The sequence below is a fragment of the Micromonospora eburnea genome, assembly GCF_900090225.1.
Classification (GTDB): domain Bacteria; phylum Actinomycetota; class Actinomycetes; order Mycobacteriales; family Micromonosporaceae; genus Micromonospora; species Micromonospora eburnea.
The window spans coordinates 3,335,221-3,358,427 of sequence record NZ_FMHY01000002.1 but is presented as its reverse complement, the minus strand read 5'-3'; the positions used below and the strand labels follow the sequence as shown (position 1 = coordinate 3,358,427).

The 23,207-nt window shown below is 73.4% G+C and carries 21 protein-coding genes; 9 read left to right on the top strand and 12 right to left on the bottom strand.

The features are described 5' to 3' along the window. Positions 1-183 precede the first annotated feature (183 nt). The 6 genes from GA0070604_RS15075 to GA0070604_RS15050 form a co-directional block, all read right to left on the bottom strand. The gene (locus tag GA0070604_RS15075; protein ID WP_091118521.1) at positions 184-1,068 is read right to left on the bottom strand and encodes a DUF6807 domain-containing protein; all 885 of its coding nucleotides are present in this window, start codon (positions 1,066-1,068) and stop codon (positions 184-186) included. Further along, a complete protein-coding gene (locus tag GA0070604_RS15070; protein WP_091118520.1) occupies positions 1,065-1,664 on the bottom strand; it encodes a hypothetical protein in 600 nt (199 codons plus the stop codon). Before GA0070604_RS15070 ends, GA0070604_RS15075 begins: the two co-directional genes overlap by 4 nt. Further along, a complete protein-coding gene (locus tag GA0070604_RS15065; protein WP_208602281.1) occupies positions 1,661-2,422 on the bottom strand; it encodes a carbohydrate ABC transporter permease in 762 nt (253 codons plus the stop codon). Before GA0070604_RS15065 ends, GA0070604_RS15070 begins: the two co-directional genes overlap by 4 nt. A 161-nt stretch (positions 2,423-2,583) precedes the next feature. Beyond that, positions 2,584-3,564 carry a carbohydrate ABC transporter permease gene (locus tag GA0070604_RS15060; RefSeq protein WP_091118518.1) on the bottom strand — a complete coding sequence of 327 codons (981 nt, stop codon included), beginning with the start codon at positions 3,562-3,564 and terminating at the stop codon, positions 2,584-2,586. Between the two features lie 29 nt (positions 3,565-3,593). Next, a complete protein-coding gene (locus GA0070604_RS15055) occupies positions 3,594-4,934 on the bottom strand; it encodes an ABC transporter substrate-binding protein (RefSeq protein ID WP_091118517.1) in 1,341 nt (446 codons plus the stop codon). Positions 4,935-5,031: 97 nt separating this feature from the next. Continuing rightward, the gene (locus GA0070604_RS15050; protein ID WP_091118516.1) at positions 5,032-6,078 is read right to left on the bottom strand and encodes a LacI family DNA-binding transcriptional regulator; all 1,047 of its coding nucleotides are present in this window, start codon (positions 6,076-6,078) and stop codon (positions 5,032-5,034) included. Positions 6,079-6,323: 245 nt separating this feature from the next. On the opposite strand from GA0070604_RS15050, the gene GA0070604_RS15045 reads away from it, so the two are divergent. The 7 genes from GA0070604_RS15045 (at position 6,324) to GA0070604_RS15015 (ending at position 16,316) form a co-directional block, all read left to right on the top strand. Further along, the gene (locus tag GA0070604_RS15045; protein ID WP_091118515.1) at positions 6,324-7,652 is read left to right on the top strand and encodes a Gfo/Idh/MocA family protein; all 1,329 of its coding nucleotides are present in this window, start codon (positions 6,324-6,326) and stop codon (positions 7,650-7,652) included. Positions 7,653-7,669: 17 nt separating this feature from the next. Then, entirely contained in the window at positions 7,670-9,100 is a 1,431-nt protein-coding gene (gene uxaC / locus GA0070604_RS15040) for a glucuronate isomerase (RefSeq protein WP_091118514.1), read from the top strand. Continuing rightward, entirely contained in the window at positions 9,097-10,401 is a 1,305-nt protein-coding gene (locus GA0070604_RS15035) for an enolase C-terminal domain-like protein (protein ID WP_091118513.1), read from the top strand. Before uxaC ends, GA0070604_RS15035 begins: the two co-directional genes overlap by 4 nt. Positions 10,402-10,403: 2 nt before the next feature. Beyond that, the gene (locus tag GA0070604_RS15030; RefSeq protein WP_377593041.1) at positions 10,404-11,882 is read left to right on the top strand and encodes a mannitol dehydrogenase family protein; all 1,479 of its coding nucleotides are present in this window, start codon (positions 10,404-10,406) and stop codon (positions 11,880-11,882) included. Continuing rightward, entirely contained in the window at positions 11,879-13,078 is a 1,200-nt protein-coding gene (locus tag GA0070604_RS15025; RefSeq protein WP_091118512.1) for a Gfo/Idh/MocA family protein, read from the top strand. The genes GA0070604_RS15030 and GA0070604_RS15025 overlap by 4 nt, the downstream gene beginning before the upstream one ends. 193 nt (positions 13,079-13,271) lie before the next feature. Next, positions 13,272-14,453: a pectate lyase family protein gene (locus GA0070604_RS15020; protein WP_341845344.1), complete on the top strand. Its 1,182-nt coding sequence runs from the start codon at positions 13,272-13,274 to the stop codon at positions 14,451-14,453. Between the two features lie 261 nt (positions 14,454-14,714). Continuing rightward, positions 14,715-16,316 (top strand): pectate lyase family protein, encoded by a 1,602-nt coding sequence (locus GA0070604_RS15015; RefSeq protein WP_244161909.1) that lies wholly within the window; start codon positions 14,715-14,717, stop codon positions 16,314-16,316. Positions 16,317-16,434: 118 nt separating this feature from the next. Here GA0070604_RS15015 and GA0070604_RS15010 read toward each other — a convergent pair whose 3' ends face one another. Further along, positions 16,435-17,058: a DedA family protein gene (locus GA0070604_RS15010; RefSeq protein WP_208602063.1), complete on the bottom strand. Its 624-nt coding sequence runs from the start codon at positions 17,056-17,058 to the stop codon at positions 16,435-16,437. 177 nt (positions 17,059-17,235) lie between these two features. Between GA0070604_RS15010 and GA0070604_RS15005 the strand changes: the two genes are divergently transcribed. Further along, entirely contained in the window at positions 17,236-17,994 is a 759-nt protein-coding gene (locus GA0070604_RS15005; RefSeq protein ID WP_091118511.1) for an HD domain-containing protein, read from the top strand. A gap of 5 nt (positions 17,995-17,999) precedes the next feature. Here the strand turns inward: GA0070604_RS15005 and GA0070604_RS15000 are convergent, their stop codons facing one another. The 4 genes from GA0070604_RS15000 to GA0070604_RS14985 all read right to left on the bottom strand — a co-directional run bounded on the left by GA0070604_RS15000 (position 18,000) and on the right by GA0070604_RS14985 (position 21,608). After that, complete coding sequence (locus GA0070604_RS15000) at positions 18,000-18,479, bottom strand: barstar family protein (protein ID WP_091118510.1); 480 nt, start codon at positions 18,477-18,479, stop codon at positions 18,000-18,002. Between the two features lie 65 nt (positions 18,480-18,544). After that, positions 18,545-18,916, bottom strand: coding sequence for a ribonuclease domain-containing protein (locus tag GA0070604_RS14995; protein ID WP_091127136.1), 372 nt, complete (start codon positions 18,914-18,916; stop codon positions 18,545-18,547). A gap of 258 nt (positions 18,917-19,174) precedes the next feature. Then, positions 19,175-20,392: a cellulose-binding domain-containing protein gene (locus GA0070604_RS14990; protein WP_091118509.1), complete on the bottom strand. Its 1,218-nt coding sequence runs from the start codon at positions 20,390-20,392 to the stop codon at positions 19,175-19,177. Between the two features lie 256 nt (positions 20,393-20,648). Next, positions 20,649-21,608, bottom strand: a complete 960-nt coding sequence (locus GA0070604_RS14985) for a helix-turn-helix transcriptional regulator (protein ID WP_091118508.1) — start codon at positions 21,606-21,608, stop codon at positions 20,649-20,651. Positions 21,609-21,734: 126 nt separating this feature from the next. Here GA0070604_RS14985 and GA0070604_RS14980 point away from each other — a divergent pair, with 126 nt between their 5' ends. Next, positions 21,735-22,184 (top strand): VOC family protein, encoded by a 450-nt coding sequence (locus GA0070604_RS14980; RefSeq protein ID WP_091118507.1) that lies wholly within the window; start codon positions 21,735-21,737, stop codon positions 22,182-22,184. A 70-nt stretch (positions 22,185-22,254) separates the two neighbouring features. Here the strand turns inward: GA0070604_RS14980 and GA0070604_RS14975 are convergent, their stop codons facing one another. Next, positions 22,255-23,049 carry a protein phosphatase 2C domain-containing protein gene (locus GA0070604_RS14975; protein WP_091118506.1) on the bottom strand — a complete coding sequence of 265 codons (795 nt, stop codon included), beginning with the start codon at positions 23,047-23,049 and terminating at the stop codon, positions 22,255-22,257. Positions 23,050-23,207: the final 158 nt, after the last annotated feature.

Genomic DNA, 23,207 nt, shown 5'->3' with positions numbered 1-23,207 from the left:
CTCCCAACGGCCGACACCGCACCGGAGCGCGCCTCGGGCAGCGGCCCGGCTACCGCCCGGAACCAGGCCGGCCCGAGGCTGACCGCCGGAAACGCCGTCAACCACCGCAGGCCGTGGTCGAGGGCCCGCTGCGCCTCGGTCGGGGTGACCACCCCGGGCAGACGCGGAATCTCTCCGGCCCGGTCACGGCCATACCGACCTGTCGAGCCGGTCCGCCACGGCGGCGCGGTCCAGGTGCCCGTCGGCGACCAGCACCCGGTGCCGGCGGCGTCGGGGCCCACCCGCGGGGACCGTGGCGGGCCGGTCGAAGGCGTAGGCCACGCAGACCCCCGGGTACGTCGAGGTCCGCACGAACCACCGGTCACCGGGCCCCAGCCCCGTGAAGACCAGGGTGTACGCCCCGCCGCCCGGCCCGGTGCCGGTCAGCGCGAGCCACGGCGCCGCGCTGCCGTTGACCGTCTCCTCCCCCTCGGCGTCCGCGGTGAGGACCCGGGGCTCCGCCTCGGCGACCGCGCGCCAGAAGAAGCCGCCGTAGCCGGCCCCGCCGGGGCGGCCGTTGGTGGCCGGGCTGCCCAGGTGCACGTCCCGACCGGTGGCGGTGGTGAGCGTGGTGTCCAGGTCGAGCCACCAGGCGCGGGAGTCGGCGGGCGTGGCGGTGAGCCGGCGCCGCTCGGCCAACAGCGGACGGCCGGCCCGGTCCCGCCAGTGCAGGTCGTGGTCGAGTCGGTCGGCGGCCCGCTCCCGCCAGCCGGTGTGCGCGATGACGCCGTGGTCGTCCCGCCAGGTGTAGCCGGCGCCCCGCACGTAGGTGCGGCCACCCCACAGGTTCGTGCCGTCGACGTCCTGCACGGCGAGGGAGGCGCCCAGGTGCCAGACGTGGTCGGCGGGGAACGCGTCGGTGACCGGGGTGCCGGCCAGGGTCCGCACCGGGTGCAGGTACGGCCGGGGCCCGTGCCGGCGGTCCAGCTCGGGGTGGACGACGTAGCGGGCCACCTCGACGCCGTCGACGGCCAGCCGTGGGTCGCCGTCCGACCCGGGCAGGGCGGCGGGACGGGGGTCAGCGGTCACGGTGCCTCCGAGCGGGTGAGCGGACGGCGGGCGGCGACGGCGTGCAGGGCCGCCAGGGCGTACCCGGCGAGGATCGGCACCGCGATCGGGGTGACCAGCACCGCGAGCAGGCCGGCCAGGCAGCACACCCCGCTGGCGGCCACCCAGGTGCCGGGCCGCGCCGGGCAGGTACGCGCCGCCGTCCGGGCCGCGGCCCGCCAGCCCCGGCCGTCGGTGTGCCCGACGGCGACAGCGACCAGGCCCGCGTACCCGAGGAGGGCGACGCCGACGACGGCGGTGACGGCCAGCGCGGGCCCACCGCCGGGCACCCGACCGGTGGCGAGGGCGACCAGATCGGCACCGATCGCGCCGGCGACCGCGAACCCGACGGCGCTGACCGCCAGCCCGGCCGGGAGCGCCCGGCCGAACCGGGCGAACGTGGTCCGGGCGTCCGGCCAGCTTCCGCTCACGGTCCGGTCGTGCAGCGCGGCGCTGGCGGTGGCGACGGCCGGGGCGAGGGTGAGCACCGGCAGGGCGGCCAGCGCGAGGGCGAAGCCGAGCAGCGCCAGGTCGGTGGCCTCGCGCAGGGTGTCCCGCCAGTCCCGGGTGGCGCTCATCCCTTGATCCCGCTGGTGTTGATGCCCTCGACCAGGAGGCGCTGGAAGGCCAGGAAGAACAGGAACACCGGCAGCAGGGACAGCACCGACATGGCGAACATCGGCCCCACCGCGCTCTGGCTGGTGGAGTCGATGAACAGGGTCAGCGCCACCGGAACCGTGTAGTCGTCCAGCTTGGACAGGTAGACAAGTTGCCGGAAGAAGTCGTTCCAGGTCCAGATGAACGAGAAGATCGCGGTGGTGACCAACGCGGGGCGGCTCAGCGGCAGGATGACGTGCCGGAAGACGCCGAACGCGGACGCCCCGTCGATCTTGGCGGCCTCGTCCAGCTCGCGCGGGATACCCCGCATGAACTGCACCATGAGGAAGACGAAGAACGCCTCGGTGGCCAGGAAGTGCGGGATGAGCAGCGGCAGGTACGGCCAGTCGCCGCCGACCAGGCCGAGGCTGCGGAACAGGATGTACTGCGGCACGATCAGCACGTGGCCGGGCAGCAGCAGAGTGCCGATCATGACGGTGAACCAGACCCGGCGCAGCCGGAACCGCAGCCGGGCGAAGGCGTACGCGGCCAGCAGGCAGGAGACCGCGTTGCCGACGACGGTGAGCAGGCTGACCAGCGCGCTGTTGAGGAAGAACCGGCCGAAGGCGACGTCGAAGTTGCCCCACCCCTGCCGGTAGTTGCCCGGGGTGAACCGTTCGGGCAGCAGCCCGATGTTGTTGACGATCTCCTCCGGGGACTTCACCGACGTCCCGACCATCCAGACCAGCGGGTAGAGCACCACCGCGACGATCGCGATCAGGATCAGCAGCCGGACGGCCTGCCGGGTGCCGGGGCGCCGCCGAGCGGGGGCGAGCGGGGTCCCGGTGACTCCTTCGTTCGCGACCGCGGGGCTCGCAAAACCCGGCTCACTCCTCGCGCTCACGACGACTCCCCGTCCGAGTAGTGCACCCAGAACCGGCCGGTGCTGAAGAAGATCGCGGTGATGATCGCGATGGCGGCCAGGAAGACCCAGGCCATCGCGGAGGCGTAGCCCATCTCCAGGTCGGTGAAGCCGGAGATGTAGAGCTTCAGCGTGTACATCAGGGTGGAGTCGACCGGGCCGCCGGTGCCGTTGCTCAACACGAAAGCGGCGGTGAAGCCCTGGAAGCCGTGGATGGTCTCCAGCACCAGGTTGAAGAAGATCACCGGGGAGAGCATCGGCAGGGTGACCGCGCGGAACCGCCGCCAGGTGCCGGCGCCGTCGACGGATGCCGCCTCGTACAGCTCGGTGGGGATCTGCTTCAGCCCGGCCAGAAAGATCACCATCGGCGCGCCGAACTGCCAGATCGCCAGGACCATCAGCGTCTCCAGGGCCCAGTCCGGGTCGCTGACCCAGGGCAGCCCCTCGACGCCGAACAACGCGAGGAAGGAGTTGAACGCCCCGTCCCGGTTGAACATGTTGACCCAGACGATGGCCAGGGCCACGCTGCCGCCGAGCAGCGACGGCAGGTAGAACAGGGCGCGGAGCAGCCCCACGCCGCGCCCGGCCCGGTTGAGCAGCAGGGCCACGCCGAGCGCCCCGGCGAGCTTCAACGGCACGGCCACCAGGGCGAAGGTCAGCGTCACCCGCACCGCGTGCCAGTACGACGGGTCGGCGGTGAACATCCGCTCGTAGTTGGCCAGCCCGACCCAGCGCACCTCGGCGAGCGGGGTGAGGATGTCGTAGTCGGTGAAGCTCAGATAGAGCGAGAAGAGCATGGGGATCGCCGTGATGCCCATCAGTCCGATGAGCCAGGGCGAGAGGAAGACGTACCCGGCCAGACCCTCGCCGTGCCGGATCCGGCCGGACCCACGCCGTTTGGGCTGGGTGCCGGCCGGGCCGGTGCGTCGGTTCCGGGCGGGCGCCGTGGTGAGGGCCACGGGCCGGCTCCTTTCCGTCGGCCGTCGGGTCAGCGGATCACGGCCTTGCAGGCGTCGATGAACTGGGCGGCGGCCTCGGCCGGGGTGGCCCGGCCGTACTGGGCGTTCTCCGCGGCCTTGGTGAGCTCGGACCGGATCTTGCTGTGCCCCTTGATCGGCACCTGCGGCGACGGGCCGAACTTCTGCGCGAGGTCGGACTCGACCTGGATGGAGAGCTTCATCGCCGGGTCGGTGGCCGTCTCGCTGACCTTGGCCCGCAGGTCGAGGTTGGACGGCAGGCCGCGGTCGGTGCCGAGCAGGGCGACCGCCTCCGGGTCGTTGTTCATGAAGTTGATCACGTCGACCGCGATGTCCCGGTGCTTGCTGCCTCTGAAGACCGACCAGTACATCGAGGCCCGGGCCCACTGGGCGCTCGGGTCACCCGGGTAGGCGACCACGCCGAGCTCGTCCTTGGTGTTCTTCTTCAGGTCCGGCATCTGGTTGGCCCAGACCCAGCTGGTGGCCGCCTTGCCGGTGACCACCAGCTGCTTGGTGATGTCGGTGGCGTTGCCCTCGTGGATGACGTCCGGGGTCGGGGTGGCACCCCGGTCCCGGGCGCCCTTCCACAGCTCGAACCACCTGGTCACGTCCTCGGCGGTGAAGCCGAGTTCCGTGCCCCGGTAGAGGTCCTTGCCCTGCTGGCGCAGCCAGACCCAGAACGCCTTGTAGTCGGCGCTCGGGTCCTGGGTGCCGGGCAGCCTGCTCTTCTTCGCCACCTGCTCGGCCCAGGCGATGTGCTCCTCCCAGCTCATCCCGGTGGTGGGCTCGGGCAGGCCGTTCCTCGCCAACAGCGTCTTGTTGTAGACCAGGCCCTGGGTGTTCTCCCCGGAGGCGATGCCGGCGAGCTTGCCGTCGACCACGCCGTACTGCCACAGGCTCTCGGGAAACTTCGACAGGTCCAGCTTGCCGGAGTCCTTGTAGCTGGTCAGGTCCAGGGTGGTGCTGCGGGCGGCGTACTCGGCGAGGTAGTTGTCGTCGATCTGGAACAGGTCGGGCGGGTCGCCGCCGGCGGTCAGGGTGGCGAGCTTGTCGAAGTAGCCCTGGTTGGCCTGCCAGGTCTTCTCGAAGGTCACATCGGGGTGCTTCCTGGTGTAGAGGGCGAGGGCGTCCTCGGTGAGCTTGGCCCGGGCCTCGCCGCCCCACCAGAAGACGGAGAGCTTGACCGGGCCGTCGGCGCCGGCCTCGTCGTCGCCGCAGCCGGCGGCGCCGAGGACCAGGGGCACGGCCAGCGCCACGGCCGCCAGGCCGCGCGCGAATCGGCGTCGGGACAGGAGAGTACGGTGGTTCCGCCCGGCGGGTGTGCCGGTGGTGGGGGATGTCGCGGGGTGCATCTGCGCTCACTCCTCGGCTGTGGGAGGCGACGACGTCACCGGTGGCCGTCCACGGGCCGCCCGGGTTCGCACGGCCATGCGGGCCCGGGCCAGCACGTCAGGTGCCGGCGGCGTTCCGGCCGGGCGGTGGGGCGGGCCCGGTCGAGTCGCGGACGACCAGTTCGGTCTGGAGCATTACCTGTGCGGTGGTGCGACGGTCGCCGGCCCCCGCACCACGTCCCCGGGCGCCGCGGGACGCGTCGGGGTCATGTTGCAGCAGCATGTCGACGGCCGTTCGGCCGGCGGCCGCGGTCGGCGTGGCCACCGTCGTCAGCTTGGGGCGAGTCAGTCGGCTCAGCGTGATGTCGTCGACGCCGACGACGCTGACGTCCTCCGGGACCCGCAGCCCGAGCGCGTCGAGCCCTTCGATCAGGCCGATCGCCATCAGGTCGTTGTAGGCGAGCACGGCGGTGACGCCGCTGCGGCGGACCTGCTCGGCCATGGTCCGGCCGCCCTCCTCGGTGGGATGGTTGGGGCCGAGAACGGTCAGCTCCGCGCCGCCGACCCGGACGGCGGCCCCGGCCGTCCGACGGATCTCCCGGTTGGTCCACGACCCGCGCGGGCCGCCGAGCAGCGCGATCCGCCGGTGGCCCAGGCTGAGCAGGTGCTCCACGGCGGCCCGGGCGCCCTGGCCGACGTCCATCATCACGCAGGGCAGGCCGGCGACCAGCCGGTTGATCACCACCACCGGGACCTCCCGGCTGACCTGCTCGATCAGGCTGTTGCTCATTCGAGGGCTGCACAGCAGCACCCCGTCGACCTGCTTGGCCAGGGCGTGGACCAGTTCCTCCTCGGCGGAGGCGTCCTCGTTGGTGTCCGCGACGAAGACGTGGTAGTCGCGGTATCTGGCCTGCCCCTCGGCCGCCTTGATCAGGGGCGGGAAGAACGGGTTGGCGATGTCGGCCACGATCAGCCCGATGTTGTGCGTACGACCGGTGATGAGGGCCCGGGCGGCCCGGTTTGGCCGATAGCCGAGGTCCTCCGCGCAGGCCAGCACGCGAACCCGGGTCTCCGGGTTGACCAGGTGCGGGGCCGAGAACGCCCGGGAGACGGTGGAGATGTGCACCCCCGAGGCCCGGGCGACGTCCCGGATGGTGGCTGGCACGGCGGGCTCCCTCATCGGATGTGGTGGTGGTGGTGGTGGTCACGCAGGTGCGGCCATTAATGCAAACGGTTGCTCCGGTGTCAACGGTCGATTGCTGTCGCTCGATTTCGCTATTGCTCCCGGCGCACCGCTTTATCGCATTAAGTCGGCGTGAATGCCACGGCTTTCGCATCGACCGTTGACGGGCCGCTCGCCAACATGGTTTCGTCGCTGCAAACCTTTGCAGCATGCCGGGGAGGCCGACGATGCCACCACCCGTCCGGGAACGGATCCGTCATGCCCTGGTCGGCGCCGGGGCGCGGGCCGAGATGTTCGTCCGCGCCCTCGCCCTAGACCACGCCGACACCGCCGAACTGGTCGCCCTCGCCGACGTCAACCAGGCCCGCATGGACGCGCACAACCGGTGGCTGGTCGAGCTGGGCCACCCGCCGGTGCCCACGTACCAGGCCGCGGAGTTCGCCGCCATGCTGGCCAAGGAGCGGGTGGACGTGGTGCTGGTGACCAGTGTGGACGTCACCCACGACGAGTACGTGGTGGCGGCCCTGCGGGCCGGCTGCGACGTGGTCACCGAGAAGCCGATGACCGTCGACGCGCCGCGCTGCCGGCGGATCCTCGACGCGGTGGCCGAGACCGGACGGCGGGTCACCGTCGCCTTCAACTACCGCTACAACCCGCTGCACGAACTCCTCCGGCGGATGCTCGCCGACGGCGCGGTCGGCGAGATCGGCTCGGTGCACTTCGAGTGGCTGCTCGACGTGCGCCACGGCGCCGACTACTTCCGCCGCTGGCACCGGGACAAGGCCACCTCGGGCGGGCTGCTGGTGCACAAGGCCAGCCACCACTTCGACCTGGTCAACTGGTGGCTGGACGCCCGCCCGGTCGAGGTCCACGCGGCCGGGCGACTGTTCTTCTACGGCGAGACCGGCCGCCGGCACGGCTACGCCCGCGACTACGAGCGGGCGCACGGCTCCCCCGCCGCCGACGACGACCCCTTCGCCCTGCGGTTGGCCGAGCACCCCCGGCTGCGCGAGCTCTATCTCGACGCCGAGTCCGAGGACGGCTACCACCGCGACCGCAACGTCTTCGCCCCCGGGGTCACCATCGAGGACGACCTCGCCGTGCTGGCCCGCTACTCCTCCGGCGCGACCATGACCTACCACCTGACCGCGTACGCCCCATGGGAGGGCTACCGCGTCATGATCAACGGCAGTCGGGGCCGCCTGGAACTGGAGGTCACCGAGAGCGACCACGTCAGCCCGGCCGGCGCCGGGGCGCTCAATGGCGCCGCACTGCACGGCGACGAGGCGGCCGTGGAGCGTGGCGAGGCCCGGCTCACCCTGCGGCCGTTCTGGGCGCCGCCGGTGCCGATCCCGGTGCCGGGCTGGACCCGCCGGGGGCACGGCGGCGCGGACGCCCGGATGACCCGGGTGCTCCTCGGCGGCCAGCCCGACCCGCTCGACCGGGCCGCCACCGCGTACGACGGTGCGCTCGCGCTGCTCACCGGCCTGGCCGCCAACCGCTCGCTGGACACCGGCGCGCCCGTACGCGTCGCCGACCTGCTCACCCTGCCCTGACCGAGGAGTCCACCCCCGTGCCGACAGTCTCCCGCCGCGACCTGCTCCTGCCCGCCGAACCCGGCCAGCGCGCCCTCGCGCGCGAGCTGTACGCGCTGGCGGCCGAGCAACCGATCATCTCCCCGCACGGGCACGTCGACCCCGCCCTGCTGGCCGAGGACCGCCCGTTCCCCGACCCGGCCCGGCTGCTCATCGTGCCCGATCACTACCTCACCCGGATGCTGCTCAGCCAGGGCGTGCCACCGGCCGATTTGGGCGTGCCCACCATCGACGGCAGCCCGGCCGAGACCGACGGGCGGATCATCTGGCGGCGCTTCGCCGCGCACTGGCACCTGTTCCGGGGCACCCCGTCCCGGCTCTGGCTGGAGCAGACCTTCCGCACGGTGTTCGGGGTGGACACCGCGCTCTCCCCGGCCACCGCCGACGCGATCTACGACGAGCTGGCCGCCCGCCTCGCCGAACCGGAGTTCCGGCCCCGGGCGCTGTTCGAACGCTTCGGCATCGAGGTGCTCGCCACCACCGAGTCCCCGCTGGACGACCTCGCCCAGCACGCCAAGCTCGCCGCCGACGGTTGGGGCGGGCCCGGTGGGCGGGTGGTCACCACGTTTCGCCCGGACGACGTGGTGGACATGGAGTTCGACGACTGGTCGGCCAACGTGGACCGGCTCGCCGAGGTCTCCGGCGAGGACACCGGCACGTACGCCGGCTACCTGGCCGCCCTGCGGCAACGCCGGGCGGCGTTCGTCGCGGCCGGCGCGACCTCCTCCGACCACGGGCACCCGACCGCCCGTACCCTCGCGTTGAGTCACGCCGAGGCGGCGGCGCTGTACGACCGGGGCCGGCGCGGCCTGGCCGACGGGGCCGACGCCGAGGCGTTCCGGGCACACATGCTGCTGGAGTTCGCCCGGATGTCCCTCGACGACGGCCTGGTGATGCAGCTGCACCCGGGCGCGGTACGCAACCACAACCGCGGGCTGTACGCCCGGCACGGCCGGGACGTCGGCGGCGACGTGCCGCAGGCCACCGAGTACGTGCACGGGCTCGCCCCGCTGCTCGACGCGTACGGCAACGACCCGCGGCTGCGGGTGGTGCTCTACACGCTGGACGAGGACACCTTCACCCGGGAACTCGCGCCGCTCGCCGGCGGGTACGCGGCGCTGTATCTCGGCGCCCCCTGGTGGTTCCTGGACTCGCCGGAGTCGCTGCGCCGGTTCCGGGAGACGGTCACCGAGACCGCCGGCTTCTACAACACCGCCGGATTCGTCGACGACACCCGCGCCTTCTGTTCCATCCCGGTACGCCACGACGTGGCCCGCCGGATCGACGCCGGCTTCCTGGCCCGGCTGGTCGCCGAGCACCGGCTGCCCGCCGACGAGGCCGCCGAGACCATCGTCGACCTGGCGTACCGCCTGCCGAAGCGGGTCTTCAAGTTCGGGGCGCGGGCATGACGATCACCATCACCGACGTCAGCGTGCACGACGTGCGGTTCCCCACCGCCGCCAGCGGCGACGGCTCGGACGCGATCAACCGCGGCGACTACTCGGCCACGTACGTCGAGCTGGCCACCGACGGCGGGCCGACCGGGGCCGGGTTCACCTTCACCAACGGACGGGGCAACGAGATCACCTGTGCGGCCGTGCACGCCCTGGCCCACCACGTACGCGGCCGGACGGTCGCGGAGATCGCCGCCGAGCCGGTGGCGTTCTGGCGGTCGCTCACCGCCGACGTGCAGCTGCGCTGGCTCGGCCCGGAGAAGGGCGTCATCCACATGGCCGCCGGGGCGCTGGTCAACGCCGTCTGGGACCTGCGCGCCAAGCTGGCCGGCAAGCCCATGTGGCGGTACCTCGCCGAGCTGCCGACCGACGAGTTGGTGGCCAGCGTCGACTTCCGGCACATCAGCGACGCGCTCACCTCCGACGAGGCGGCGACCATCCTCGACAAGGGGCTGGTCGGATGGGACGACCGGCTCGCGGAGCTTGAGCAGACGGGTCTGCCTTCGTACACCACCTCGGTCGGCTGGCTCGGCTATCCCGACGACAAGGTGCGGGCGCTGACCCGCGCGGCGTACGACCAGGGGTGGCGGGCGATGAAGATGAAGGTCGGCGGCCCGCTCGACGACGACCTGCGCCGGGCCCGGATCATCCGGGCCGAGATCGGCCCGGACGCGCTGCTGATGATGGACGCCAACCAGGTGTGGGACGTCGACGAGGCGATCACCGCGATGACCGCGCTGGCCGAGGTCGACCCGTACTGGATCGAGGAGCCCACGCACGCCGACGACGTGCTCGGCCACGCCCGGATCGCCCGGGCGGTGACCGACCTGACCGGCGGCCGGTGCCGGGTCGCCACCGGCGAGGTCGCCGCCAACCGGGTGATCTTCAAGCAGCTCCTGCAGGCCGAGGCGGTCGGTGTCATGCAGGTCGACGCCTGCCGGGTCGGCGGGGTCGACGAGGTCCTCGCCGAGCTGCTGCTGGCCGCCAAGTTCGGGGTGCCGGTCTGCCCGCACGCCGGCGGCGTCGGCCTCTGCGAGTACGTCCAACACCTGGCAGCGTTCGACTTCCTCCGGGTCGGCACCAGTCTCGACGGCCGGATGGTCGAGTACGTCGACCATCTGCACGAGCACTTCGTCGACCCGGTGCGCACCCGCGGCGGGCGCTACCTGCTGCCCACCGCGCCCGGCTACAGCAGCACCATGCGGCCGGAGTCGATCGCGCGGTTCCGCTTCCCGGACGGCCCGGCATGGCGGTGAACATGGACACCGACCGGCTCGGCCTGGCCGCCCTGCGCCGGCTGCCCGTCGAGTGCCGGCCGCTGCTGCGCCCCGGCACCGTGCCGGCCGGCATCGTCCACCTCGGGCTGGGCGCGTTCCACCGGGCCCACCAGGCGGTGCACACCGAGGCGGCGGTCGGCGCGGCCGGCGGGGACTGGGGCATCATCGGGGTCGCGCCGCGCAGCACCGCCGTGGTCGACGCCCTCGCCGCGCAGGACGCCCTGTTCAGCGTCGCCACCCTCGCCGCCGACGGCGCCGCCACCCGGGTGGTCGGCGCCCTGGCCGGGGTACGCCACGCGGCCAGCGACCCGGCCGCCGTGGTGGGCCTGCTCGCCGACCCGGTGATCCGGATGGTGACGCTGACGGTGACCGAGAAGGCGTACCAGCTCGACCCGGTCACCGGAGAGCTGCGCGCCGATGCGGAACTCGTCGCCGACCTCACCACCGGCCGGCCCCCGCAGACCGTTCCCGGGCTGCTGGTACGCGGGCTGCTCGCCCGGGCCGCCGCCGACACCGGCCCGCTCGCCCTGGTCAGCTGCGACAACCTGCCCGCCAACGGGCGTCGGCTGCGCGGGCTGGTGACCCAGGCCCTCGCCCTGGCCCGGGTGCCCGACGGCCCGGTCGGCTGGGTCGAGGCGCACGTCAGCTTCCCCGGCACCATGGTCGACCGGATCGTGCCGGCCAGCACCCCGGACACGCTGGCCGCGGCCCGGCGGGCGCTCGGGGTGGCCGACCTGGCCGCGGTGGCCGCCGAGCCGTACTCACAGTGGGTGATCGAGGACGACTTCCCCGGGGGCCGTCCCGCCTGGGAGCGGGCCGGGGCCACCCTCACCGACGACGCCGGCCCGTGGGAGCGGCTGAAGCTGCGCGCCCTCAACGGGGTGCACTCGGCCACCGCCTACCTGGGTGCCCTGGCCGGCGCGGAGACCGTCGCCGAGGCCCTCGCCCTGCCGCACCTGGACACCGTGCTGCGCCGGCTGGTCACCGAGGACGTCGCGCCGAGTTTCGCCCCACCCGCCGGCGTCTCGGTGCCCGGCTACGGGGAGGAGGTGCTGGCCCGGTTCACCAACCCGGCGATCCGGCACCGCACCCTCCAGATCGCCATGGACGGTTCGCAGAAGCTGCCGCAGCGGGTGCTGCACACCATGGCCGACCTGCGTGCCGCCGGCCGGTCGGCCCGGTGGGTTGCCCTCGTCGTCGCCGCCTGGCTGCGCTTCCTCCTCGGGTACGCCGACGACGGCCGCCCGCTGCCGCTGGACGACCCGCTCGCCGACCGGATCCGGGCCGCGCTCGCCGCCGGCCGGGACACCCCCGCCGGGGTGGTCGACGCGCTGTTCGCCCTGCGCGAGGTGTTCCCCGCCGAGCTGGCGGCCGACGACGAGGTCCGCGCCGACGTGGTGGGCTGGCTGAGCGCACTGGAACGGCACGGCGTCCGCGCCACCCTGGCGGGCGCGGCATGACCACCCGGGGCGGCGACGGCGGGTTGCCCCGGGTGGCCCTGGTCGGGGCGAACGGCCACGGTCGCTGGCACCGGCGCGTGATCGCCGCGCTGCACGCCGCGGGCCGGCTGCGCCTGGTCGGTCTGGTCGACGTCCGGCCGCTGGAGGACGAGCCGGCCACCCCGGTGCCGCCGGAGGTGGCGTTCCACACCGACCACCGGGCGATGCTCGCCGCCGTATGCCCCGACGTGGTGGTGATCTGCACCCCGCCGCACACCCACCTGCCGATCGCCCTGGACGCCCTGGCTGCCGGCGCGGACCTGCTGTTGGAGAAGCCGCCGGTGCTCGACCTGGCCGAACACCGGGCCCTGGCCGCCGCGGCGGCGGCCACCGGCCGGGCGGTGCAGGTCGGCTTCCAGGCGCTCGGCTCGGCGGCCCTCGCGGAGCTGACCGACACGGTCACCGCCGGCCGGCTCGGTCCGGTCGACGGCATCGCCACCGTCGCCGCCTGGCAGCGCCCCGACGCCTACTACGCCCGCTCCCCCTGGGCCGGGCGGCGGACCCTCGGCGGTCGACCGGTGCTCGACGGGGTCCTCGCCAACCCGCTCGCGCACGCGGTGATGCAATGCCTGGCGGTCGCCGAGGCGGTGACCGGAGCGCCGGTCGCCCCGGACCGGGTCGAGGTGGAGCGCTACCGGGTGCGGCCGATCGAGGTGGACGACACCGCGGTGTTGCGGGTGACGCCACGGGCCGGGCCGCCGGTGCTGGCCGCGGTCACCCTGGCCGGCGCGGACTTCGTGCCCGGTGAGGTGGTGGTCGCCGCTGCCCGGGGACGGGCGGTGCTGGAGTACCCGACCGACCGGCTGTGGCTGCCGGGCGAGCCGGAGCCGCGCCCGGTGCCCGGCCGGCGGGGGCTGCTGGAGAACCTGCTCGACCACCGCGCGGCCGGGGTGCCGCTGATCGCGCCGCTGGCGCGTACCGCGCCGTTCACCGAGGTGCTCACCGCGCTGCGGGGCGCACCCGAACCGGCGCTGCTCGGCGGCGACCTGGTCGACACCGTCGGCGAGGGCCCGCGGCGGGTGCTGTGTGTCCGGGGCGTCAACGCGGTGCTGCGCCGGGCGGCGGAGTCCGGGGCGCTGCCGTCGGAGCTGGGGGTGCCGTGGGCGGTGCCGCCGTACCGGGTGGACGGGCTGGCCGGGGAGGTGCCGCAACGGTAGTGCAAACCCGGCCGGGCCGGGTCCGGGGCGATCCGGACAGACAACCGCCATTCCCGCCGCGCACCGCCGGGCCGACGCCGTACGCACGGTGGAACTGCAACAAACCTGCACATCATACACATTGACTCCCATAAATACATGACTCTACCGTCACGGTTATCGGCCATCGAAAGCTGACAGGACGGAACGAGCCATGCGTACAACAGCAGCGGGCGCCGCGCTCCTCGTCGCCGCGCTCTCGATCATCACCGCCGCCACCTCCGCTACGGCCGCTCCGGCCGGGCCGACACTGTCCTGGGCCGCCCGGCAGCTCGGCCGCCAGGCGCTTCCGGCGAACGACGGATGGGCCGCCGAGGGACCTGGCACCAGCGGCGGCGGGGCCGCCGCCCCCGACCGGATCCACGTCGTACGCACCCGGGCCGAACTGGTCGCCGCGCTCGGCGGCGACAACGCCCGCAACGCCACCGACGCCACTCCCAAGATCGTCTACGTCGACGGCGTCATCGACGGCTTCGAGCGCCCCGACGGCACCCTGCTCGACTGCGCCGACCTGGCCGACCCCGAGTACTCGCTCGACGCCTACCTCGCCGCGTACGACCCGGCGGTGTGGGGACGGGCGGATCCGAGCGGCCCCCTGGAGACGGCCCGGGTGCGGTCGGTGGCCAACCAGACCCGGCAGACGCAGATCAACGTCGGCTCGAACACCACGATCATCGGGCTGCGCAACGCCCGGCTCACCGGGCTGACCCTGATGGTCGACCGGGTCAGCAACGTGATCGTCCGCAACCTCACCTTCGACGACGCCCGGGACTGCTTCCCGGCCTGGTCCCCCACCGACGGCGACACCGGAAACTGGAAATCCCAGTACGACCACCTCTCGGTCCGCCGCAGCGAGCACGTCTGGGTCGACCACAACACCTTCACCGACGGCGACAACCCGGACAGCGCCCAGCCCAGCCGCTTCGGCCGCCCCTACCAGGTGCACGACGGCTCGCTGGACGTCACCCACACCGCCAGCCTGGTCACCGCCTCCTGGAACCGGTTCGTCGGCCGGGACAAGCTGATGCTGATCGGCTCGTCCAACACCGTCGGGCCGGACGTCGACCGGCTCAGGGTCACCGTGCACCACAACCTCTTCGACGGGGACCTGCAACGCCTGCCCCGGGTCCGGTTCGGCCAGGTCGACGTCCACAACAACCACTACCGGCTCCGCGGCCCCGGCTTCGAGTACGCCCTCGGCGTCGGCGTCCAGTCCGCGATCCACGCGGAGAACAACTTCTTCACCCTGGCCGACGACATCGACCCGGCCGACCTGATCCGGGACTGGGGCGGCACCGCACTCACCGAGCGGGGGCAGCTGGCTGCGGCGCGGTGACGGCCCGGCCCGCCCGGTCGACCTGCTCGGGGCGTACAACGCGGCGCACGACCCGGATCTGGGCGGTGACGCCGGCTGGACGCCCACCCTGCGCGCCGCGCCGGTCCTGCCGGCGCCGCTGGTCCCGCCCGTCGTCGACGTCCTCGCCGGCGCCGGCCGGCTACCCCGCTGACCCCCGGGGCCACGCCCGTCCCGCGTGGCGCCTTGGGCCACGGCGGCCACGGCCGCCCGTCCCCCACCACACCCACAGGAGGAAGCACCGTGCGACTCCGACACCACCACCGGACAGCGCTGGCCACAGCCGGCGCCGGCCTCACCGCCCTGCTGCTCGCCGTCGCGATGACCGGCAACGCCGCGGCGGCCACCCTGTTCGGCGACAACTTCGACGACGGCAACGCCGACGGCTGGTCCAAGTCCGGCGGGGACTGGTCGGTGGTTACCGACGGCACCCCGGCGTACCGGCAGAGCAACAACACCAGCGAGCTGGCCCGTGCCTTCGCCGGCCAGACCAGCTGGACCGACTACCAGGTCCAGGCCCGGGTCAAGCCGCTGTCGTTCAACGGCAGCAACCGGCTGATCGGGTTGGCCTCCCGGTCCACCAGCGCCACGAAGATGTATCGGCTGGCACTGACCAACGCCAACCGGGCCGAACTCCAGATGGTCAACGGCAGCCAGCTCACCGTGATCGGCTCCGCCGCGCTGACCGTGTCCACCGGCACCTGGTACACGCTGCGGATCGAGGCCAGCGGCAGCACGATCAAGGGCTTCGCCAACGGCGCCCAGATCGCCTCGGGCACCGACACCGCGTACTCCGCCGGCCGGATCGTGCTGGTCACCGCGTACGCCGACGCGGTCTTCGACGACGTCACGGTGGACGGCGTCGGGGGCGCCCCGACCACGCCGCCGACCTCCTCGTCACCGACCGCCTCCCCCACGCCGACCTCCGCCCCGCCGCCGACCACCGGACTGGTCGGCTGGGCCACCCAGAACGGCGGCACCACCGGCGGGGCCGGCGGCGGCACGGTCACGGTGACCGACGCGACGGCCCTGGCCAACGCGGTCAAGGGCGACACGGCGACCACCGTACGGGTCAGCGGGAACTTCGCCTGCTCGACCGAGATCCGGGTCGGCTCGAACAAGACGGTCATCGGGGTCGGCAGCGGCTCCGGGCTGACCGGCTGCGGGCTCAACCTGCGCGACGCCCGCAACATCATCATCCGCAACCTGAACATCGCCAGGGTGCCGGCGAGCGTCGGCAACGGCGACGCCGTCCACCTGGACAACTCCACCAACGTCTGGATCGACCACAACGACCTGTCCAGCGACACCAGCCACGGCACCGACTACTACGACGGTCTGCTGGACGTCACCCACGGGTCGAACTTCGTCACCGTCTCCTGGAACCGGCTGCACGACCACGTGAAGTGCTCGCTGGTCGGGCACAGCGACAGCAACTCCGGCGAGGACACCGGCAAGCTGAAGGTGACCTACCACCACAACGTGTTCAGCAACTGCTTCCAACGCAACCCGCGGGTCCGCTTCGGCAACCCGGTGCACGTGTTCAACAACTACTACGTGAACACCGCCAACCCGTCGTACAGCTACGGCGTCGCCACCACCTGCAACGCCGGAGTGCTGGTCGAGGGGAACTACTTCGAGAACATGACCGACCCCACGCACGTCGGCGAGGGCTCCTCGCCCGCCGGCAACCTGGTCCAGCGCAACAACGTCTTCGTCAACTCCGGCACGCCGCAGACCGCCGGCAGTGTCGCGGCCATCCCGTACGCGTACACCCTGGACGCCGCGAGCACGGTGAAGTCCACCGTGACCGCCGGGGCCGGCACCGGGAAGGTCAGCGGCTGACCCGGCGTCCCCGACCTGGCCGGCGTCCTCCCGGGGGCGCCGGCCTGCCCCGGGTCCGCCCCGCCCTGACCAGCGGCGCCCTGGACGGGCCCTCGCCGGCGGGCGCACCGGGACGAGGTCAGGACCGCCGGTCGGACGCCTTCCGCGCGCGGCGGGCCCGGACCAGCCGGACCAGCACCAGCAGCACCACCAGGGCCAGCAGCACCTCGCCGCCCCAACCGAGCCGCCGCTCCAACAGCCGGTACGACGCCCCGAACACGTACCCCAGCATCGTCACCGTCGCCGCCCAGAGCGCGCCACCCGTGACGTTCGCGACGGTGAAGGCGCGGCGGTGCATGCCGCTCATCCCGGCCAGCCCGGGCACCAGCGCGCGCAGCGCCGCCACCCAGCGGCCGAGCACCACCGCGAGGGCGCCCCGGCGGCGGATCAGCGCCAGCCCTCGGCGTACCTCCTCGGGGCGGACGAGCCGGCGGGGCGCCCGGTCGAGCAGCCGGTGGCCGTAGCGGCGGCCGACGAGGTAGCCGACCTGGTCGCCGAGCGCCGCCCCGAAGATCGCGGCCACCATCACGGCCCACAGCGGCAGCCGGCCCTCGTGGGCGAGCACCCCACCGACCAGCACCGCCACCTCCCCGGGGACGACCAGCCCGAGGAAGGCCGACGCCTCCAGCGCCGGGAACAGGAAGACCAGGGACAGGACCAGGGCCGGCGGCAGCGCCACCAGCAGGTTCAACACCAGGTCCATCCGCCGATTGTCACCCCGGGGCCGACGGTCCGCCGGTGCTCGCGCGGCTTGCCGCCGTCCGGGCGCGGGAGGGGGACGAGCCAGGCCCGGTCACCCGCCGCCGCGACGACGGCTGGCGGTCGTCGGATGGCCGACGGCGGGTCCCGCCGGCCAGCGAAGATCAGTTATAAGAGACGCATGGAGTTCCCCGCATACCTGGCCACCATGCCGATGCACGCGATCACCGAGATCCACGGCGAACCGGGGCTGCTGGCCCGGTTCCGCCTGGAGATCCGGGCGTTCGACGCCGCCGCGCGGGAACGACTCACCGCCGCCCTCGACCTCGCCGCCGAGCTGCACCGCGACGACCGGCGGGTCCGCGAGCCGTACCTCAACCACCTGCTACGGGTGGCGATCCGGATGATGCACCACTATCAGGTGCGGGACGTGGACGTGATCGTGGCGGGCCTGTTGCACGACGCGGTGGAGGACCACCCGGTGGAGCTGGCCGCCCTGCGGCGACCCCAGGCGCCGGCCGCCGCGCATCGACCGGGAGCCGTCGGCGACGATCCCACGGCGGCGGCGCTGGCCACGCTGGCCGACCGGTTCGGCCCGCGGGTCGCCCGGCTGGTCGGCGCGGTCACCAATCCGCCGTACGACCCGGAACGCGACCGGCACGTCCAGTACCGGGAGCACGTCGCGGCGAGCCTCGACCGGGAGCCGTGGGCCCGGGTGATCAAGATATCGGACTTCACCGACAACGGGGTGGGTGTGATCCACACGGTCGGGCCGAAGGTGGCCCGGTCGGCCGCCAAGTACCGGCCGCTGGTGCCGGTCTTCCGGGACCTCATCGCCCGGCCGGACACACCACTGTCCGCACCGGTGAAGCGGCACATCTTCGCCCAGCTCGATCTGGCCGAGGAGCGGTTCAGCGCGATCCTCGACCAGCCCAACTGAGGTCGTCACCGGGGTGGTTCGCGGTCCCGCCCGTCGGGGTGCCTGTCGAGCGGCGGGGCGGCCGCAGGGCCGGGCGGTGCGGCGACGCCGGCGAGGGCCGCACCGATCCGCCGCCGCACGGCGGGCAGCCGTCGCGCCCGCTCCCGCAGCACCAGCCGCAGCGGCTCGTGCCCGCCGGTCGCGACGCCGCCCAGCAGGTCGAGGAGGGTGCCGAGCTGCGCGGGTGGCTCGTCGGCCAGGAGTTCCGCCGCGTCGCTGACGACCAGGGTCAGCGGGCCGGCGTCGAGCCGGTCGGCCAGCACGTCGGCGAGCGCGTCCCAGTTGCGCCCGAAGTAGTCGGGCAGGGCGAGGGCCGCGGCCAGCGCGTCGAAGAGGCCGGCGCGGGTGCGGGCCGCCGTCCCGGCCAGCACGACCCCGGTCGGGTCGACCGGCGGCTCGGTGTCGAACGCGAGCCAGGACGGCGGGTGCGGCGGGGCTGCGGCCATCCGTCCCTCCACTACTCCTCGGGTGGGTCGGGCCGTCGGCCGGCCCGACCCAGATGGTGTCACGGTCAGAGCCGGTAGAAGTTCACGTAGTGGTCGGGTGAGAACCAGGTGACCCCGGTGCTCTTGTTGACCACGATCCGGTACGCGTCGCGGGCGGCGCCGTTGGCGCGCGGGTAGACGTCGTACTCGTAGTAGGTGGCGTTGGCGGGGAGCTGCCCCTCGCGGTTGTAGAACTGGCCGCCGGCGTAGTTGTACTGCCCGCCGCTCCAGGAGTACCAGCCGCGGCTGGTCGGGAAGCCCTTGGCGGACCAGCCGGAGCGCGCGGTGCGGGCGTCCGCGCAGCGGGTCATCGTGCAGGAGCTGTAGACGGCGGCGTGGGCCGGCTCGGCGAGCCTGGTGGAGACCACCGACGGGCCGACGAGCCCGGCGGCGACCATGGCCGTGAGCAGCGCGAACGCGCCGAGGAAGCGGTGTAGGCGGGTGGCGGGACGCGGGGTCGCGAGCGTGGTCAAGGGATCCTCCCTGTCCTGGGCGACGGATATCGATCGGCTTCGTTCCCGATCGCGCCCCAGTCTGGCGGTGATCCGTTGCGCCGTACAGGCCCCGGACGGGAACCGGGCCACAATGCCCGGTGAACGCTTGATGATCGGTTGCGGGCCGGGCGACCCGAACGCGGATCGCCCGGCCCGGGCCGGTCAGCAGCCGATCCGGTTGGCGCCGAGCGCCACGTCGTCGAACCAGAGGGTGTCCGCCGCCCCGCCGTAGCTCTCCCAGCCGAGCTTGAAGTCGGTGAGCCGGGGCCGCCAGGTGCGGTTGTACCACTGCCCGTCGATGTCGTGGGTCGGCACGCCGTCCGCGGTGAGGCCGGCGACCGCGACCCCGTCCAACCAGGTACGCAGTTGCCCGGTGTTGCCGTCGACCATGAACTCCACACACGACCAGCGCCCGGTGGGCAGCGGCACGCTCAGCGCCACCCCGGCCGGGCTCTGCTCGGGCAGGGTGGCGTCATCGGAGGCCCGGTTCCACTGCAGAGCGCCGTTCTGGCCCCCCATCCGGAGGTCCCGGTTGCCGTCCGCGGCGTCGGTCATGGCGAGCAGGGTCACGTGGTCGGCCGGGAGCGCGGTGGTGTGCCGCACCCAGACCCGCCCGTAGCGCAGCGTGCTGAGGGAACTGAGGTCACGGTTGGACCGGACGAAGACGTGGTTGCAGTAACCTCCCGCGCCGTTGATCCGGATCGCCCGGGTACCGGCGTGGACCGTGGTGGTGTCCACGACGGCGGCACCGGCCCCGGAGCAGTCCGGCTGGGCCACGCTCCAGTCACCCGTCGGTGCGGACCCGGTCTGGTTCTCGAAGCCGTCGCAGAGCACCGCGCCGGCGCAGCCGGACGGCGGAGGGGTCAGGGTGGGCGAGGGCGGCATGGTCGACGGCGGGACGGTGGGGCTCGGCGAGGTCGTCGGTGGCGGACTGTTCGTCGGCGGGGCGGTGGTCGGGACCGGAGCGCCGTTGCACGGTACGCCGTTGAGCGTGAAACCGCTCGGGGCCTGGCCGGTCGCGCTGGCCGTGCCCTGGACGCCGAACTCGGTGGTGCCGCCGGCCGGCACGCTGCCGTTCCAGGCCGCGTTGCGGGCGGTGACGGTCTTGCCGGACTGACTGACCTCGGCGTTCCAGCCGCTGGTGATCCGCTGGTCACCGGGGTAGGTCCAGGTGACCGTCCAGCCGTTGACCGGGGTGTCGCCGGGGGCGACGCGGACCGTGGCGGTGAAGCCGCCGGACCACTCGTTCGCCAGGTAGTCGATCCGGCATCCCTGAGCGGCGGTGGCCGATCCGGCGGCCAGTGGGGTGACGACGGCGGCGGCGACCAGAGTGGCCACGGCCGCGACGAGCGGGGTGAGACGGGCGCGGGAAATCCTCATCGGGGTCCTCTCGGCGGACCGCCGGCCGGTGACCGGCGGTACGGAGTTGCGAAGACCTCGCGTGCCGACGCGACGATGCGTACGGGAAATGCCCGGCTCGGGCGCGACGTGCAGCCGCCGTACGGCGGCGCCCGTCGGCCAATGTAGTGAATTTCGTCGATTCCTGGCAAGGGGTGCCGGTGAGTCGCGGGCGGGCGGCGCTGACACGGCGTACCCGACCTGCCGGGCGCGGTGCCGGGCGGACCGGCCGGGTTGGTCAGCCGGTCCCGGCCATCGCCGCCAGGCGACGGGCGAGCCGGGCGGCGGCCTCCCGCAGCTCCGGAGGCTCCAGCACTTCCGCGTCGAAGCCGAGCCGGGCCACGTGCGCGGCGAGCCACTCCAGGTTCTCCCCGCCGACGACGAGCACGCACCACCCGTCGCGATCGTCCTCGACGTGCCCCACCTGCGGCGGCACCAACTCCCGAACCTGGTCTGGCCGGGCGCGCAGCCGCACCCGCGCGAGATACCGGTACGGCGCCTCGGTCACGGACCGCCGCACGTAGGCGACCGGATCCGGATGCGGCATCGGCCGGAAGTGCCAGGTCGTCGCCGCCACCTCGCGCATCCGGTCCAGCCGGAAGGTGCGCCAGTCGTCGCGGTCGACGTCCCGGGCCATCAGGTACCAGCGGCGGCCGGTGGTGACCATCCGTACCGGCTCGACCGTGCGCTCGCGTTCCCCGCCGTCGCGGCCGGCGTACCGGAACCGTACGCGGACGGCGTCGCGACAGGCCCGCGCGAGCGTGACCAGCAGTTCCGCGTCGATCTCGACCCCGGGGCCGACCAGGGTCTCGGTGGCGCCGTGCACCGCCCGCACCTCGGCGCGCAGCCGGGACGGCATCACCTGGTCGAGCTTCGTCAGCGCCCGCAGCGCCGCCTCGCCCGCCCCGGCGACCGTGCCTCCCGCCGCCAGCCGCAGGGAAACGGCTGTCGCGATCGCCTCCTCGTCGTCGAGGAGCAGCGGCGGCAGCCGGGTGCCCGCGCCGAGCCGGTAGCCGCCGCCGACGCCCGCCGTCGCGTGCACGGGGTAGCCGAGCGCGCGCAGCCGCTCCACGTCGCGACGGACCGAACGGTCGGTGACCCCCAGCTCCGCGGCGAGTTCGGTGGCGGTCCAGGACGGCCGGCGCTGCAGCAGCGCCAGCAGCCGCAGCACCCGCTCGGTCGTCGTCTCGACGGTCACGCACCCATCGTTCCAGAGATCGCGGAACGATCCTGTCCGCTATACGCGGGAGACTGGAGCCATGACCGACCAGCGCCGCGCGCCGGGCGGGATACGAACAGTACGCATCCTGAGGAAAGAGGTTTCATGGCACTCGGTTGGAAACTGGTTGTCGACGCGGGCGACCCGCACCGCCAGGCCGCGTTCTGGGCGGAGGCGTTGGGCTACCAGATCGAGGACAACAGCACGCTGATCGAGCGTCTGCTCGCCGCCGGGACGGTCGAGCAGAGCCTGTGTGTCGAGTTCCAGGGCCGGTTGTTCTGGCGGGACGCCGCGGCGGTCCGGCATCCTGACGACCCGTTCGACCCGGTCAGCGGTACGGGCCTGGGCAGGCGACTGCTGTTCAACCGCGTTCCGGAGCCGAAGGCGGGAAAGAACCGGCTCCATGTCGACGTCCATGCCGATCGAGGCCAGCGGGATGCGACGGTGGCCCGGCTGCGGGCGCACGGCGCGACGCTGGTCCGTCACGTCAAGGAACCCGGGGGTGAGTGGTCCGTGCTCACCGATCCGGAGGGCAACGAGTTCTGCGTCTCCTGAGCCAGGTCGGGCGGAGAAGAGCGGAGGGTCGGCGGCGAGGCGTACGACGGACCGGCTCCGCTGCCGACGCTCAGCCCCCATCGAGGTCGGTGCAGTACGCGATCGTCGCGTCGTCCGCGGCCACCGCGTCGCGCGCCTCCGCCTGCCGGACACGGCGGATGATCTCGGCGGGTCCGCTCGACGCCAGCACGGCCATGACCCCGGGCCAGTCGGTGAGCCGGAACCGGTCCACGAGGCGGCTGGCTCCGTTGCTGAGCAGGACGGCACCGGTCAGCTCGGAGACGGGGCGGATTCCGGTGATCGCCTCGTCCGCCGCCCGCGGGTCGTCCTTGGCCACCCAGAAGCCACCCGGCCGGTTCCGGTTGGCGCGCAGTTCCCGGAGGAGGCGGTGGTACTCGTCGCTGCCCGCCGGGATCGCGTCGAGCGCTGACTCGTACGCCCGGCTGATGATCACCTCCCGGGGATCGGAGACGACGTGCGGCGCGCCGGCCGCGCTGTCGAGCACGAGGACCGAGTCCCCGAGCACCAGATACTCGATGAGGCCGTCGGAGAGGCGCAGGATCGCCACGGTCGCCGACGGGCTGATGGGGTCGGTGACGTCGCAGGTGTCCCGGTGACCGTCGGTCACCTGCTCGATGGCCTCGGCGAGCAGCGCCGGAAGGCCTCGATCCCGCCCGAGCGACAGGAGACCGAGAAGGTTGCCGCCCAGGCGGGAGGCGTACCAGGCCACGCCGTGCCGGCAGACCGATTCGGCGCCGGGGATGCCGGCGCCGTCGATCAATACCGCCGCCGTCGGCACGGCACCGGTGAAGTCCTCGTTCGTGCGGCCGACCCGTGCCGCCGCGCTTGCCGTCGCCACCCGCATGTCCCGCCCCGCCCTCGCGCCGAGTGGGCGTCAACCCTACAGTCGCCGGCCGGCTCGGATGCTCCGCCGGGCCCGCGCCCAGCCTCATCGCCCGCGCCCGAGCAGCGGATCTCAAAGGACGGTTGGCCCACTCGGTAGACTTTCGTGCCCAAGCCGTT